The 15,937-nt window shown below is 36.3% G+C and carries 11 protein-coding genes; all 11 read left to right on the top strand.

Annotation, left to right across the window (positions count from 1 at the left end):
* Positions 1-129 precede the first annotated feature (129 nt).
* The 11 genes from V179_RS0112225 to xsc all read left to right on the top strand — a co-directional run bounded on the left by V179_RS0112225 (position 130) and on the right by xsc (position 15,777).
* Positions 130-1,032 (top strand): carbohydrate ABC transporter permease, encoded by a 903-nt coding sequence (locus V179_RS0112225; protein WP_028391704.1) that lies wholly within the window; start codon positions 130-132, stop codon positions 1,030-1,032.
* Between the two features lie 39 nt (positions 1,033-1,071).
* The gene (locus tag V179_RS0112220; RefSeq protein WP_028391703.1) at positions 1,072-2,529 is read left to right on the top strand and encodes an ABC transporter substrate-binding protein; all 1,458 of its coding nucleotides are present in this window, start codon (positions 1,072-1,074) and stop codon (positions 2,527-2,529) included.
* An 87-nt stretch (positions 2,530-2,616) separates the two neighbouring features.
* Entirely contained in the window at positions 2,617-4,023 is a 1,407-nt protein-coding gene (locus V179_RS0112215; protein ID WP_028391702.1) for a glycoside hydrolase family 1 protein, read from the top strand.
* A 15-nt stretch (positions 4,024-4,038) separates the two neighbouring features.
* Complete coding sequence (locus V179_RS0112210; protein ID WP_028391701.1) at positions 4,039-4,926, top strand: ROK family protein; 888 nt, start codon at positions 4,039-4,041, stop codon at positions 4,924-4,926.
* Between the two features lie 178 nt (positions 4,927-5,104).
* On the top strand, positions 5,105-6,052 hold the full coding sequence (gene manA / locus V179_RS0112205) for a mannose-6-phosphate isomerase, class I (RefSeq protein WP_028391700.1): 948 nt from the start codon (positions 5,105-5,107) through the stop codon (positions 6,050-6,052).
* A gap of 982 nt (positions 6,053-7,034) precedes the next feature.
* Positions 7,035-7,163, top strand: coding sequence for a hypothetical protein (locus V179_RS32060; protein ID WP_268745194.1), 129 nt, complete (start codon positions 7,035-7,037; stop codon positions 7,161-7,163).
* A 499-nt stretch (positions 7,164-7,662) separates the two neighbouring features.
* Positions 7,663-8,100 (top strand): BrxA/BrxB family bacilliredoxin, encoded by a 438-nt coding sequence (locus V179_RS0112195; RefSeq protein WP_028391699.1) that lies wholly within the window; start codon positions 7,663-7,665, stop codon positions 8,098-8,100.
* Positions 8,101-8,808: 708 nt separating this feature from the next.
* The gene (locus V179_RS0112190) at positions 8,809-10,221 is read left to right on the top strand and encodes an amino acid permease (RefSeq protein ID WP_028391698.1); all 1,413 of its coding nucleotides are present in this window, start codon (positions 8,809-8,811) and stop codon (positions 10,219-10,221) included.
* 443 nt (positions 10,222-10,664) lie between these two features.
* Positions 10,665-11,870 (top strand): iron-containing alcohol dehydrogenase, encoded by a 1,206-nt coding sequence (locus tag V179_RS27845; protein WP_051404940.1) that lies wholly within the window; start codon positions 10,665-10,667, stop codon positions 11,868-11,870.
* Positions 11,871-12,523: 653 nt separating this feature from the next.
* Entirely contained in the window at positions 12,524-13,858 is a 1,335-nt protein-coding gene (locus V179_RS0112175) for an MFS transporter (protein WP_235179032.1), read from the top strand.
* A 155-nt stretch (positions 13,859-14,013) separates the two neighbouring features.
* Positions 14,014-15,777 (top strand): sulfoacetaldehyde acetyltransferase, encoded by a 1,764-nt coding sequence (gene xsc, locus V179_RS0112170; protein WP_028391695.1) that lies wholly within the window; start codon positions 14,014-14,016, stop codon positions 15,775-15,777.
* Positions 15,778-15,937: the final 160 nt, after the last annotated feature.

The following is a 15,937-nucleotide window of genomic DNA, read 5'->3' as shown; positions in this document are numbered from 1 at the left end:
GAAAGGAGGGCGGCCGCAGTTTTGTGGCAAAATACTATGAAAATCAATCAAAATAGCTCCCCGCCTACTCCGTTACATAAAGGGAATGTACAAAATCCACTGAATCAACCGAACAAAAAAAGTAAGCGTATGAAAAAGTACACACCACATGGTCTAAGTGGGTTTCCTAATCTTTTGATGAATATATTGTTAGGATCGTTTGCTTTAATGTGTATCTTTCCATTTCTATATGTAATCATCATCTCTTTAACTGATGAGAAAACCTTAGCGCGAAATGGTTATCAGATTTTACCTGAAATTTGGAGTTTTGAAGCATACCGATACTTGTGGCAAATGAAGGATCAATTGCTTCAATCTTACACGATTACGATAGTCGTAACAGTGCTTGGTACGGTCTTCAGTGTAGTAATGATTGCATTATATGCCTATGCTATTTCTAGAAAGCAATTCAAATTCCGCGGTTTCTTTACTTTTATTGCCTTCTTTACAATGCTCTTTAGTGGAGGACTAATTCCTTTCTATATCGTAGCAACACAGTTTTTACATTTACGTAACTCTATTTGGGCATTGATCTTACCACTTGCAATGAACGCATTCTACATATTAATTATGAGAACCTTTTTCCAAAGGTCTGTACCTGAATCCATTTTGGAATCTGCTAGAATTGATGGAGCAAGTGAATTACGAATCTTTGCACAAATCGTTGTTCCACTATCGTTACCAGGTCTTGCAACCATTGCCCTTTTTAGTACATTGGGTTACTGGAATGATTGGTTTAATGCCCTATTGTTTATTGATGAACCGAACTTGGTTCCACTGCAGTCCATGTTGATGAAAATTGAAAACAACATAGAATTTTTAAGACAAAATTCGTTAGCAGGTGGAGCACAAAATGATTTATTAAGCGCAATACCTCAAGATGCTGCAAAAATGGCAATGGTTGTTATTTCTACTTTGCCAATAGCGATTGCCTATCCATTTTTCCAAAAATACTTTGTTAGTGGATTGACAATTGGTGGCGTTAAGGAATAAATACTTTTTGAAATAGATTACTAAAAGGGAGGAATTACCATTAATAAGAAATTTGCTTTTATGATTGTACTATTATTCAGTTTATCAGCATTGTTAGCTGCATGTGGTGGAGATAAATCAGCTAATACGAGTGGAAGCGGTAAAGCCGATAAGAATAAACCGTATGAAATTATGTGGTACACGATTGGTACACCCCAAAAAGATGTTGAAAAAGTAATGGAAGAAGTAAATAAATACACAAAAGAGAAGATTAACGCAACCGTTAAATTGAAACAAATCGACTGGGGTGATTATGATCAAAAGATGCAATTGATGATTGCTTCAGGTGAATCGTTTGATATTGCCTATACTGGTGGTGGAAACTATGTGTTGAATGCACAAAAAGGAGCATTTAAAGACCTAAATGAACTTCTTGATACGCATGGAAAAGAATTAAAAGCAGCACTTGATCCAGCGTTCATAGAAGGAGCTGAAATTGATGGGAAGCTTTATGGTATTCCTTCTAATAAAGAAGTTGGACAGCAAAGTGTGTACGTTTTTAATAAGAATTTAGTCGATAAATACAAAATGGATATTTCAAGCATTAACTCGCTAAAAGACTTAGAACCGTTATTGAAAACAGTTAAAGAGAATGAGCCAGATTTTACACCGATCGCAACTTTTAAACCGTATTTACCATTTGATTATATATTAGAAGATGAACTGCCATTCGCGATTTCTTTAGAAGGAAATAAAAATAAGGTAGTTAATATTTTTGAATCAGATATTATGATGGAAACGTTAAAAACAATGCACAAATACTATAAAGCTGGTTATATAAAAGCCGATGCTGCAACAAGTACAGATCCATGGCCGTTAGAAGTACAAAACTGGTTCTTACGTAAAGAAATGTACCAGCCATATGCGGAATTAATATGGTCTCGTTCAGCAGGTTATGATGTAGCAGTTCAACCAATGCATAATCCGATTACATTTAACAACTCTGTAACAGGGGCTATCCAAGCTATTTCAGCTACTTCAAAAAATCCAGAGAAAGCTATGGAGTTCTTAAATCTATTAAATACAGATCCATATCTTCGTAACTTAATTGATCGTGGTATCGAAGGCGTGCATTATGAAGAGAATGATAATGGTAAAATTAAAGACCTTCCAGCTCGTGTTGAAAGCTATAACATGCCAACTTACTCTCTAGGAAACCATTTCATTCTTAAGTTATATGAAAATGATCCTGACGATAAATGGGAAGCGTTCAAAAAATTCAATGAAGCTTCTGTAGAAGCACCAACCTTAGGTTTCTATTTTGATACGAATCCTGTTCGTACAGAAATCGCAGCAATTTCAAACGTTGCAAGTGAATTTGCACCTGCACTATTAACGGGTAGTGTTGACCCTGAAGTATATCTACCAAAAGCTAATAAGAAGTTTAAAGATGCAGGATTAGATAAAGTGCTTAAAGAAATTCAAAAACAATATGATGAGTGGAAGAAAAATAACTAAAAGATTCCGTACAAATAACAAAGGAGACAAAGTCGGATGCTTTATTTTCCGACTTGCTTTCTTTTTAATGGGAGGCAGGTTATTTAAATGAGTACAGATGTAGAAAAGAATAAATACATATTTCCGAAAGACTTTTGGTGGGGATCTGCATCATCTGCAACACAAATGGAAGGATTTTCAGGGGCAGAGGGAAAAGGAAAGAATATATGGGACTACTGGTATGAAACAGAACCGAATCGTTTTTATCAGGGAATTGGACCTGATAATACTTCACAGTTTTATACGAAATTTTTTGAAGATATTCAACTCATGAAAGAAACAGGACATAAAAGCTTTCGCTTTTCTATCTCATGGTCCCGCATGTTTCCCATGGGTCGTGGAGACATAAATCAGAAGGCCATTGACTTTTATAACACAATTATTAACACTTTACTAGAAAATGAGATTGAACCTTTTGTAAATCTCTATCATTTTGACATGCCAATGGCTATGCAAGATGAGGGTGGTTGGGAAAGCCGCTCTGTAGTTGAGGCGTATGTGGAATATGCATCTACTTGTTTTGAGCATTTTGGAGACCGTGTACTTAAATGGTTCACACATAATGAACCAATCGTACCTGTAGAATGCGGTTATTTATATGGACATCATTATCCCGCACTTTGTGATTTTGAAAAGGCTGTTCAGGTTGGATTCCATTCTGTATTAGCCTCTGCAAAGGCAATTCAGGTATACCGTGATAAAGAGCTTGGAGGAAAAATTGGAATTATATTGAATGTTACTCCCTCCTATCCAAGGAGCAATCACCCTGCTGACTTAGAGGCTGCAGAAAAAGCTGATTTGTTATTTAACCGTTCCTTTCTAGATCCATCAGTCAAAGGCGAGTTTCCAGAAAAGTTAATTGACATGTTACGGGTAGAAAACTTTTTACCTAAATATGAAGCTGAAGATTTGGACATAATCCGTAAAAATACGGTTGATCTATTAGGGATTAATTACTATCAACCGCGAAGAGTTAAGGAGAAGGAAAATATGCCAAATCCAAATGCTCCATTCATGCCAGAGCGGTACTTTGATAATTATGACATGCCAGGGAAAAAATTGAACCCATACAGAGGCTGGGAGATTTATGAAAAGGGTATTTACGATATTTTAAAAAACATACAACAAAACTATGGGAATATTGAATGCTTCATTTCGGAAAATGGTATGGGAGTTGAATCAGAAGAACGCTTTAAGGATACAAATGGAGTGATACAGGATGATTACCGAATTAACTTTTACGAAGATCATTTAAAGTGGGTACATAAAGCATTAAACGAAGGTGCCAATGTAAAAGGATTTCATGTATGGACCTTTACGGATAATTGGTCTTGGCTAAACAGCTATAAAAATCGGTATGGTTTAATATCAGTCGACTTACAGAATGACTATAAGCGAACAATTAAGAAAAGTGGTTATTGGTTCAAGAAGTTAGTTGATAACAATGGGTTTTGAAATGAGGAGTATGTTATGAAAAAGTATCTAGTCTATGACGTTGGTGGAACATCAGTTAAATATTCAGTTATGGATGAACAAGCTAATGTATTAGAGAGCTCTTCAAGCCCAACGCCTCCCCAAGGAGACGGACAAATATATAAATTTATCATTGATACGACGAAAAAGTATAAAAACAAATGGTATCTTAGCGGGGTTGCATTAAGTATACCAGCTGCAGTTGATGTAAAGACCGGTTATGTTCATTATGCTGGTCAAGTAACTGATTTTATCGGAAGAAGTATTAAGGAAGAACTAGTTGATATAGGCTTGCCTGTTGAGGTTGAAAATGATGCGAATTGTGCAACTTTAGCCGAAAAGTGGAAAGGAAATGCACAAGAATGTAATAGTTTCATATGTATGACAATTGGAACTGGCATAGGTGGAGGAATACTTCTAGACGGAAAATTGAGACGTGGAAGAAAGGGGATGGCTGGCGAAGTAGGACTCATGATTATGAGTTCAACCCAATCATTAGATACTCTTGTTGAAACGAGTACGTTTAGTAGATTAGGATCCACTTGGAATTTACTGAATCGAGTATTTCTTAAAACAGGTGAAAAACTGACCGGTGAAGAATTAATCGATCGTTATAATAAAAAAGATCATAGTGTACAAGAAGAAGTAGAATCATTTTTTGATGCAATAGCAATAGGAACTGCTAATTTAATTCACACGTTTGCACCTGAAAAGGTTTTGTATGGGGGTGGAATCAGTGAACAATCAGGATTCACAAACCATATCAACAAACGTCTAAAGAAAATTCGTCCGGAAATCGTTGAAATTACTGAGATTGATGTATGTAAATTTAGAAATCTTGCAGGGCAAGTTGGTGCCTTATACCATTTTCAGAATAGTCAGTAAGATAGATGTGAAGCAATGAAAGTTTCTATAGGAATAATCTATCACTTTATATAGTGATAGGTTTATAGAAATTTATATAAGTAAGATCTTTCGTGTACATATGAATTTACATTTTTTGTTAAATATGTATGGATTTTCATGTAAAAATAATAATTAGATAATGAAGGAAGTGGCTTAATTGAAACAACCTATTTTTTTACTTCCAGTATTTCAAGAAAGAATTTGGGGTGGAAAAAAGCTTAAAACAGAATTTCAATATGATATCGAATCTGATTTGACTGGAGAGTGCTGGGCAGTCTCCGCACATCCTAATGGTCAAAGCACAGTAAGTGATGGTACTTATAAAGGGAAGTCTCTTAGTAAACTTTGGTCAGAAAATCGAGAATTATTCGGGAGTCTCAAGGGTGAAGTATTTCCGTTACTAACCAAGATTTTAGATGCAAATAATGACCTTTCTGTTCAAGTGCATCCTAATGATGAATATGCCAATAAAAATGAAAATGGAGAACTAGGTAAAACGGAATGTTGGTATGTGATTAACTGTGAAGAAAATGCTGAAATAATCTTTGGGCATAGAGCGACTTCAACAGAGCAGTTTGTTGAGTTGATTAATAACGGAGAATGGGGTAACCTACTGCGTCGTATAAAAGTAAAACCGGGTGATTTCTTCTATGTACCAAGTGGAACAATCCATGCATTATGCTCAGGCGTTCTTATTTTAGAGACGCAGCAGAGCTCAGACACAACATACCGTGTATATGACTATGAGCGTATTGACAAGCAAGGTAACAAGAGAGACTTACATATTAATAAGTCAGTTGATGTCACAACTATCCCACATCGTGATATTTCTGTTATACCTACTACAGAAGAAATCACTGGTGGCACAATTACAACCTTCGTTCAGAGTGAGTATTTCTCTGTCTACAAATGGGATATTGAGACAGTAGCTACGTTTACACAAGATAAACCCTTTTTAATAGGTAGCGTTATAAGTGGAGCGGGTGCGATTGTTACAGAAAATGGTAGCTATTCATTCGAAAAGGGTAGTCATTTTATTTTACCAAATGGCTTAGGAAAATTCCACATAAACGGGTCAGCGGAAATGATTATTTCTCATCCGTAAGGTGCTCATATCCCTATATTGATTTCATTGTAAGTATGTACTATCTAAATCAAAAAGGCGGCAATCTAAATATCGACTAATATTATCAATGCTAGTTAAAAGAGATAATTCTTTAGGAGAAATATTAACTCCTTTCGAATAGTGGCCATGCCAGTGCTCAGCTTTCAAAAAAATTTTAAGACCTTGATTGGCTTATTGCCCTTTCAAGGCATTCTTTAGCATGGAAGGAAATTAACGCAAAATATTAATCATTGATTTGTTTATTTTCGTCAACGTATAACTTAGTTTTTTAGCAACAACGTCTTCATTTTTACCTTTTTTCATGTCCGTGTTTATCGGGAAAGGACGTTATAGGATATGCATATGAACAAATCTAACAGATTGGTTAACTAATTTTACTATTCCCTCAGTGATTTGTCTACCGAATTATGAATATTCAATTTCATAAGAGGGTATAAAATACTAGTGTAATAAGGTGGTTATATATCTTTATTCATAAAGAAAAGGATAAACACTATTCTACAGTTTTATCTTACAGCGGATCACAACTTATGATTCTTAAAATATTAGAGTGTAATTATTCATAAAATAGGGTCTATTCCTGCGTTTTTGGGGATTGGAAATGACTATAAAAGAGTAAAGACTAAATTAATTGAAATAGATCAATTTTGAATAAACGTAGGGATGTTGGTGGAAATATTAGGACTGTGTAATTCAGTTATGAAACTTAGACAAACTTAATCATTTCTTAAGTTAGATTTGTTAGAGCATTAAGTTTTTTTTGATATTATCGAAGAGGGCAACTTTCTTTACTTATATATATGAAGAAACACAGTACAAATTTAAGAGAATGTTTTTATTACGACCTTTGGTATGTGCGTTTCCATACTTGATGGAGGGAGATTCCAGAATTGTGGAATATGATTCAGCGTATTTCAGGAAAGAAGGGAGGTCACAAGTGAAGGAATGGTAATAAACATTAATGAATGATCAGCTTCGACTGTTGTTTTATGGGAATCAACAAATAAAAACAAGCCAAGTTATCGCCGCTGATGATAAAACGGAAACAAAAGTAGTTCATACTGAGTATCAATCCTTTTTATTAAGATAATCTCATCTTTCAAAAAAAACGGATAGCAGAAGTTCTGCTATCCAAACAGGGAATAGGGAGTGGGTCTAGATTACTTATATGTTTCCCCGTTTGAAACAGTTTGAAACCACTTTATTATGCTGCATTAACACTCAAGGCTTAGAGGAAATGAACAAGCATAAATGGTAGGAGCGTATGAAACCAATTGGTGAGATCTACTGAAACTTATTGATGCGTGAGTAGAGGTTTATATGAACCAATCGGTTTCTTACTGTCAAATGATCGAAGCGAAGATCTTAGCGATAGTAGAACGGGACTAACAACAGCAAGGTGATGAAGAATCCCACACTGATTGAAGTCTCGTATACATTTGAACACTTACCATAGGTAAAAGACCTTCTCTAATTTTTGCTTTTCCATTTCATGCTTGTCTTTTGGTTTGAGTAGGTAAAAAGATTGAAACACTACCGTGCACTTGATATGATGGAAGAGTAGTTGAATAATGGAAGGGGAATGAAACATGAGCATGGATTTTAACTTTTTTATGAATGATGTTGTCAGCCAAGCGCGAACTGAAATAAAGGCTGCTGGATATACAGAATTGAAGACACCTGAAGAGGTGGAAGAGGCGTTTGCCAAAAAGGGTACGACATTGGTGATGGTTAACTCAGTTTGTGGATGTGCTGGCGGAATTGCGAGACCGGCAGCTGCTCATTCGGTTCACTTTGATAAACGCCCAGACCAACTAGTTACCGTTTTCGCCGGACAAGATAAAGCAGCAACGGAAAAAGCACGTGATTATTTTGAAGGATATCCACCTTCATCTCCTTCCTTTGCTCTATTGAAAGATGGAGAACTCCTTACAATGGTAGAACGTCATGAAATTGAAGGGCATGATCCAATGTCTGTCGTGAATAAGCTACAAGGCTACTTTGATCAATATTGTGATGAAGTTTAATATTTTATGAAAAGACTCGTTTATCGGGTCTTTTTTTGAAAGCAAGTGTATTTATTAATTCATTAAGATGGACAACCCCTTTTTATTAATCTAGCCTTTACTACAAGTCTACTAGCACCATCATTTGTAAAGTCCGATAAAGAAAATGAATGGAATATCCGATCTATATAAATTAGAGAGATAGGAAGTGGCTTCCGTATATAAACTACAAGTTTTAGTTTTACCAAAATAAAATTGGACCAGCCAGAGAAATAATTGTGGCTAGAAGTTGATAGAAATTTGTCACACTAAAATCTTGAAATTACCTAAATATTCTAAAAATATTATTGACTTTGAAAAAATGAAAGTGTATTATACTTAGAAAGTGGTACTAACGTCAGTACGTCAGGATGTTAGTTTTGCTCAGATGTTCAAAATAAACTCAATGGAGGAGGAAAAAATAGGACAACATAAGGGCTTGAAAATCGATTCAACTCATTCAAAGAAATAAAATGAACACTATCTATCATTTGTACGCTGGAAATATTGATTGAATATTTAGTTTAATGGCGATAAGAATTTAATGATTATTTGAAATAATTATGGATCTATAGGTATGGAAAAAATCAGATTAATTATTTGTGTAATGTGTTCTTAGCTTAAGTGCCCACCTAATGTAAACGCTTACTTATTGGTAATTCCAAAAAAATACTGAAAGTTGGTGGAAGTTTGGAACATCAACAGGAAGAATTAAAACCTGGTCTTAAACAAAGACATTTAACAATGATATCTTTGAGTGGAGTCATTGGTGCTGGTTTATTCGTAGGAAGTGGTATTATCATTAGCCAAACTGGTCCCGGAGCTATTTTGTCTTACGTATTTGCAGGCTTAATTGTTGTTTTAGTAATGAGGATGCTTGGGGAGATGGCTACAGTAAACCCAAATACGGGATCTTTTGCTGTATATGCAAGGGAAGGGATTGGTGAGTGGGCAGGCTTTGCTACAGGTTGGTTATATTGGTTTTTTTGGGTAATTGTAATTGCACTTGAAGCAACTGCTGGAGCAGCAATCATACATGAGTGGCTACCTTTAGTTCCAGTTTGGTTAATAAGCCTCACATTAATTATTCTATTAACACTTACAAATATTTTTTCCGTTAAGTCATTTGGTGAATTTGAGTATTGGTTTTCTATTATTAAAATAGGCAGTATTATTGTCTTTTTATGCCTAGGAGTAGCAGTAATTCTAGGGATCATTCCAACTTTAGAGTCACCTGGTACAACTAATCTTATAAACACCGGTGGTTTTATTCCTAATGGGATAGGTTCAGTTCTTGTTGGTATAGCGATTGTTTTTCATGCTTTTGTGGGAGTCGAGATCCCCGCTATTGCAGCTGGGGAGACAAGTGATCCAGTGAAGTCAGTAAGAGGCGCTTTAAATAGTGTAGTTTGGCGGATTCTCATTTTTTATATCGGCTCAATTGCTATAGTTGTGACTATTTTACCGTGGAATTCAGCATCCTTGCTAAAAAGTCCATTTGTTGCTGTTCTTGAAATACTAGGAATCCCCTTTGCTGCTCTTATCATGAATATAGTGGTACTGACAGCGTTGCTTTCTTGCTTGAATTCAGGACTTTACACGAGCTCTCGGATGCTTTATTCTCTTGCCCAAAAGGGTGATGCGCCCAAGCTGATTTCAAAGGTGAGTAAAAAAGGCGTCCCTGTTTTTGCTGTAATAGCGAGTACGATATTTGCCTTTATCAGCACGATTTTTAGTTATACCTCTCCTGACAAAATATTTTTCTTTTTAGTAAATTCTTCTGGTGGAGTTGGAATTCTTGTCTATTTAGCCATTGCGATTTCTCATCTACGATTAAGAAGAAAAATGGAAAAAGAGAATCCTGGTGTTTTCAAAATTAAAATGTGGTTATTTCCGTATTTAACGTATGCAACCATCATCGGTATGGTATCGGTATTAACATTAATGGCTTTTATTGACTCACAACGTCCGCAGTTTATTTTCACAATGCTATTTAGTTTTATCGTTATTTGTTCTTACTTTTTCATTCGACGAAAAAAAGAGAAATATATAGAGAAAGAATTAAATATTGTTACTAGTCCTCCAAATTCTGAGAAGTTCTAACTGGAATATTACACTATCAAAATCTAATTAAGAAGTCTACACGTTTGCCATTCACCCAACTACATTGAACTAACTCCTTCAGAAACACTACTTCATCACAACAAAAAATCACATCATGCCATAGGTCTGTTTTATAAAATAAAAACGGGAATGAAAAAAGTAATTTTTTAGCCAATCATTTGAGGGTGTACGAATTTCATAAGTGTGGAGCCATACTCTTAAAATAGGATCGACAACTTTAAGTCTCTACCAAGTTGTATCAAGGGCTCATTAGGGTTGTTATGTGCGAAAGTTGAGTGAAAATATAATTGCAACATTTTGTATTCAATCTTTTGTGTGGTTCTTGCATAAGTAAATCTATAGTGATATAAAACCTATACTTTTGAGATGGATAAAAAACGAAGTGATTTTCATTCAAAAAAAATTAGAAATGGGGGAGTACAATGGCTGTACTTGATTTGCCACGGAATATTTTGATTGAAAATGGTGCCATTAATCATTTGGATAAAATCGTAGCTTCAAAAGGTGGTAGTAAAATATTTATTCTTATGGATTCTTTCTTAGCTAAATCTCCTATAAACCTTCATCAAAAAGTAAAACAGATCTTGATGAATAGCGGTTTGGAAAGTAAGGTGTTCACAGACTTTTCAGGAGAACCGACAACAAAAAATGTGGAAGATGCCCTAATTCAACTAAATGCCTTTCAGGGTGACTGTGTCATTGGGATAGGGGGTGGAAGTGCTATTGACTTGGCAAAAGCATTGTCTGTTTTTGGTGAAAATAAGGATATGGAATGGGATACCATAACGCAATATCAAAGGTTGGATCGACTGCCACTATTTGCCGTACCTACAACATCAGGAACTGGTTCAGAAGTGACAAAAGTTATGGTGATTACCAATCTTGACACAAATATAAAAATGAATCCTAGTCATCCGAACCTTGTCCCAGATGTGGCAATTTTAGATCCAGAATTAACTTTAAGTCTTCCACCCAGTTTTACGGTCTACACAGGGCTTGATGCTTTGTCCCATGCTATTGAAGGATTTCTATCGAACAAAGCCTCAATAATGACCAATCTATTTTCCCTTGAGGCGATTAACAAAATAGGTAATGCACTCCCTAAAGTTTATGAAAATGGCGCTGATATTGAATCAAGAAGAGATATGATATTGGCCAGTTGTTATGCAGGTATCGCTTTTTCGAATGCTTCCACAAATTTAGCGCATGCAACTGGAAGAGCGTTAGGCGCTCGTTTTCACATCCCTCATGGGCTAAGCGTAGCCTTACTAATGCCTTTTGTCATGAGATTCAGTCTAGATTCCTGCAGGGATCAGTTGGCAGAAATAGCAATGGCTTTAGGCGCAAACCCTTCATTAGGGGAAAATGATAAGGCATTATACGTAATTAGAACCCTTGAAGATTATAATGAACAGTTTGGAATATGGCGTGATGGACTTAAATATATGGATTCCCAACAGTTGATTGTTGAAATGCCAACTTTGGTTACCGATACGTTATCAGGAAATGGTATAGCGACAAATAGGAAAGTTCCAACTGAACATGACATTCAGGTGATTTATTACTTATTGGCTGAAAAACTTTCTAAAACGGATTCGCAAACTGAACCAGAAATTATTAATAAATAAACGAATCCCAAAAGCTTTCACTAGAAGGAGAATTAAACGAATGATACTACAATTATAATACAAAGTTAATAATGACATCAACGAAGTGAAGCAATTGTTGAAATTTTGTATGAAGGACATGGGGACGGGGGTCCGCGACTTACTAATAGCCCTAATCTACTTAGCAGGTATCCTTTTTTATCGGAAAAGCATCCGAAATCCAGCTCCACACCACCACCATTGGGATTAGGTGGATGTACCGTGCTACAGGATTAATCCTGCCTGGAAAACAGGTTTTGTATGTAGAGGGCATCAATCTAAGTTATGGATTTTTAGATTTTAGGTACCGCTTTTATGAAATTGCTCGATCTTACCCCACTAAAATAATTAAATGTAGCCCTGTCAAGTATGACCTAAATGAAACTCAAAAGGGAGAAACTTGTATACTAGTGAAGGGGGAAGCTGAAGTAATTCCCAAATATGCCAAAATGGATATTAGAAACAGTTAAATAAACGTTATATTTCTAGATAGGGAGGTCAAACACTTGGTTGGCCTACTCCTTCTTAAGATAAATAAAAATTACATTTGGTATCTCCTACAAGTATATTAATCATTTATGTTTGAAATTCGAATCTCTTATTTGATTAAATCACGATATCGGGGAGGGGAAATATTGAAAAAAGTAAAAGGAAATATGCTCTCACGTGCGGTAGGAGCTAGTCTCATTGGCTCTACGATAGAATGGTATGATTTCTTTTTATACGGTGTAGTAGCTGGAATTGTATTTAATAAACTATACTTTCCTGCAGAGGACCCGATTGTATCTACCTTGTTAGCCTATATCACCTTCGCGGTAGGATTTGTGGCTCGTCCAATAGGTGGCATTATATTTGGACATTTCGGCGACAAAATTGGTCGAAAAAGCATGTTGATAATGACCTTAAGTATTATGGGAGGAAGTACGGTATTAATTGCTGTAATTCCTACTTATAACCAAATTGGCATTTGGGCTCCTATCTGTTTGCTTTTTTTGCGTATCTTACAAGGGATTGGGCTTGGTGGTGAATGGGGTGGGGCTGTATTAATGACCTTTGAGCATGCTCCCCATAAAAAAAGAGGTTTATATGCAAGTATTCCACAAATTGGGCTGTCGATGGGTCTTTTACTTTCATCAGGTATAGTAGGACTTCTTTCTTCTACGTTATCTGATAGCCAGTTCATGACATGGGGATGGCGTATTGCATTCGGACTAAGTGCCATATTGATATTCCTAGGTTTATGGATTCGTCTAAATGTTTCGGAATCACCGGAGTTTCAAAATATTAAAGAACGAAATAAAGAATCAAATATGCCTATAAAGGACATGTGGAAAAATAATACCGGTAATGTCCTAGCTGGAATGGGCGCACGTTTTATAGACGGTGTTTTCTTTAATGTTATGGGTGTGTTTTCTATCACCTATTTAACAAGTTCCCTTGATTTGTCACGCACAGATGCTTTACTTGGCGTTTCCGCAGCAGCGTTTGTTATGTGCTTTTTCATTCCTCTCTTCGGTCATGTATCTGACCGTGTCGGAAGGACTCGTACCTATTTGATTGGTAGTCTAGTAACAGGGTTTTCAGCGCTTCCTGCTTTTTGGATAATGTCGAACAGTGAGGGTAACATTCTTTTGATCTGGTTGTCAATCATCATCCCTTTTGGAATTTTTTATGCTTCCATCTATGGTCCTGAAGCTGCATTATTTGCAGAGTTATTTGATGCGCCGGTTAGGTATACTGGAATGTCTTTTGTTTATCAATTTTCAGGAATTTTTGCAAGTGGACTAACACCAATCATTGCTACTGCTTTGTTGGGTTATAATAATGGCTCTCCTGTCTTGCTCACTTTATATGTTCTATTTGCCGGTGTAGTAAGTGCAATTTCAGTCTGGTGGATCGGTAAGAATAAAGTTAAAGTGACCCGAAATCAAAATAATATAAAATCAGAAATAAATTCAAGAAAAGCTTAGTTTCCAGGTTATTGGATATTATAATTTACTTAATAATATAAATATTCAAATTATTTCATTGACTTTTTTAGGAAGGGATTGTAATATAAAAAATATAACTGGTACGGACGTTCCAACGTCATTATCAGAAATAAATCAAGTTAGGAGAATGTACAATGGCCGAAACAAAAACGTTAAGAGGAACGAAAGTAAAAATGACACCAAGTGAAGCAATTGTTGAGACGTTAGTCGCAGAAGGGGTCAAACATATATCTGGAATTTTAGGTTCCGCTTTTATGGATATGCTTGATTTATTGCCAACAGCTGGTATTCGTTTTATTGGAGTTCGTCATGAACAAAGTGCCGCGCATATGGAAGATGCCTATTGCCGGGTTTCGGGCGTTGCCGGAGTTGTGATCGGACAAAATGGGCCTGGAATGACCAATATGGTGACTTCGGTAGCAGCAGCCAATCAAGCACATACTCCTATGGTCGTAATATCTCCTTCTGCGGGAACACCTACTGTCGGATGGGATGGATTTCAAGAATGTGATCAAGTTTCCGTTTTTAAAGCAATTACTAAAGAAACAGTGAGAGTGACTCATCCTGGCCGAGTAGCAGATTGTTTACGAACCGCTTTTAGAATTGCTTATGCGGAAAGAGGTCCTGTATTATTCGATATTCCACGTGATTATTTCTATGGTGAAGTGGAAGATCAGATTCTTAAGCCTCATCAATATCGAGTCGATTCACGAGGATGTGGTTCATCTGAATCCTTAGATCGAGCAGCGGAAATCTTAGCTAACGCTGAGTATCCTGTCATTATTTCCGGTAGAGGCACAGTTGATTCCGACGGTATTGAAGAAATTAGAGACATCGCTGAACATTTAACAGCTCCTGTGGCTGTATCATATATGCATAATGATGCATTTCCAGCTGATCATCCTTTAGCGGTCGGGCCAATTGGATATATGGGATCAAAAGCTGCTATGAATACTTTAAAGAAAGCGGATGTTATTTTAGCAGTAGGCACAAGATTATCCGTATTTGGCACATTACCGTGTTATGACATTGATTATTTCCCTAAAGACGCACAAATCATTCAAATTGATATAAATCCAAGACAAATTGCCAGAACTCACCCAGTGGAAGTTGGGATTATTGGGGATGCCCGCGAAGCTAGTCGAGAAATTATGAAGCGGTTAAAAGATATTAAACCTAACCCTAAACAAGAAAATCTGCGTTTGGGAGAAATTACAAATGAAAAACAAAAATGGGAACAAGAACTAGTAGATCTTGCTATGATAGATGGCACACCAATTAATCCCCGTCGTGCGCTGTTAGAATTAACAAAAGTATTGCCTGAGAACGCGATCGTTACAACTGACATAGGTAATGTATCATCTACTGCAAACGCTTACTTAAAATTCAATCGAAGCCGTAGGCATATCGCTGCACTTACTTTTGGGAACACTGGTTTTGCATATCCATCCGCTCTTGGTGCCAAATTAGCAGAGCCAAATGCTCCTGTTATCGCTATCGTTGGAGATGGAGCATGGGGCATGAGTTTACATGAAGTAAGTACAGCAGTTGAAGAAAATATTCCTGTCATTGCTTGCGTCTTTAATAATAATGCATGGTGTGCAGAGAAGAAGAACCAGGTCGATTTTTATAATAACCGTTTTGTCGGGGCCGATATCCAAAACCCTGATTTTGCTGAAGTTGCCCGTTCTATGGGTGCGGTTGGAATTAGAGTGGAAACCCCCGAAGAATTAGGTCCAGTTATAGAAGCAGCTATAAAATCAAACAAACCAACAGTCATTGATATTCAAGTTGATGGAACACAATTAGCGCCTCCGTTTAGGAAAGATGCGTTAAAGATGCCTACTCGATTATTAGCTAAATACTCTCATTTGGATCATAAAAATTGGGATAAATAATGGTAAAGAGAAGATCTAACTAAAAATGTAGGCTCGATACCTTAATACATGAGTTATCGAGTCTATATTAGACAATCAGACATTGTGAAAAATGGTTGATTCACCTGGTAATGTAAGAAAGAAAATACCAAAATTTATCCCTCATAAACGGGCAGTAAGA

It is taken from the genome of Bacillus cihuensis (genome assembly GCF_000504145.1).
GTDB lineage: Bacteria > Bacillota > Bacilli > Bacillales > DSM-1321 > Peribacillus > Peribacillus huizhouensis.
The sequence above is the reverse complement of the archived record's forward strand: the minus strand, read 5'-3'. Positions and strand labels throughout refer to the sequence as shown.

Bases quoted from the DNA above. Each gene is read 5' to 3' on its own strand.
- V179_RS0112210 (WP_028391701.1), top strand. From the start codon at position 4,039: ATGAAAAAGTATCTAGTCTATGACGTTGGTGGAACATCAGTTAAATAT.
- V179_RS0112215 (WP_028391702.1), top strand. From the start codon at position 2,617: ATGAGTACAGATGTAGAAAAGAATAAATACATATTTCCGAAAGACTTT.
- V179_RS0112195 (WP_028391699.1), top strand. From the start codon at position 7,663: ATGAGCATGGATTTTAACTTTTTTATGAATGATGTTGTCAGCCAAGCG.
- V179_RS27845 (WP_051404940.1), top strand. From the start codon at position 10,665: ATGGCTGTACTTGATTTGCCACGGAATATTTTGATTGAAAATGGTGCC.
- V179_RS32060 (WP_268745194.1), top strand. From the start codon at position 7,035: ATGAATGATCAGCTTCGACTGTTGTTTTATGGGAATCAACAAATAAAA.
- xsc (WP_028391695.1), top strand. From the start codon at position 14,014: ATGGCCGAAACAAAAACGTTAAGAGGAACGAAAGTAAAAATGACACCA.
- V179_RS0112225 (WP_028391704.1), top strand. From the start codon at position 130: ATGAAAAAGTACACACCACATGGTCTAAGTGGGTTTCCTAATCTTTTG.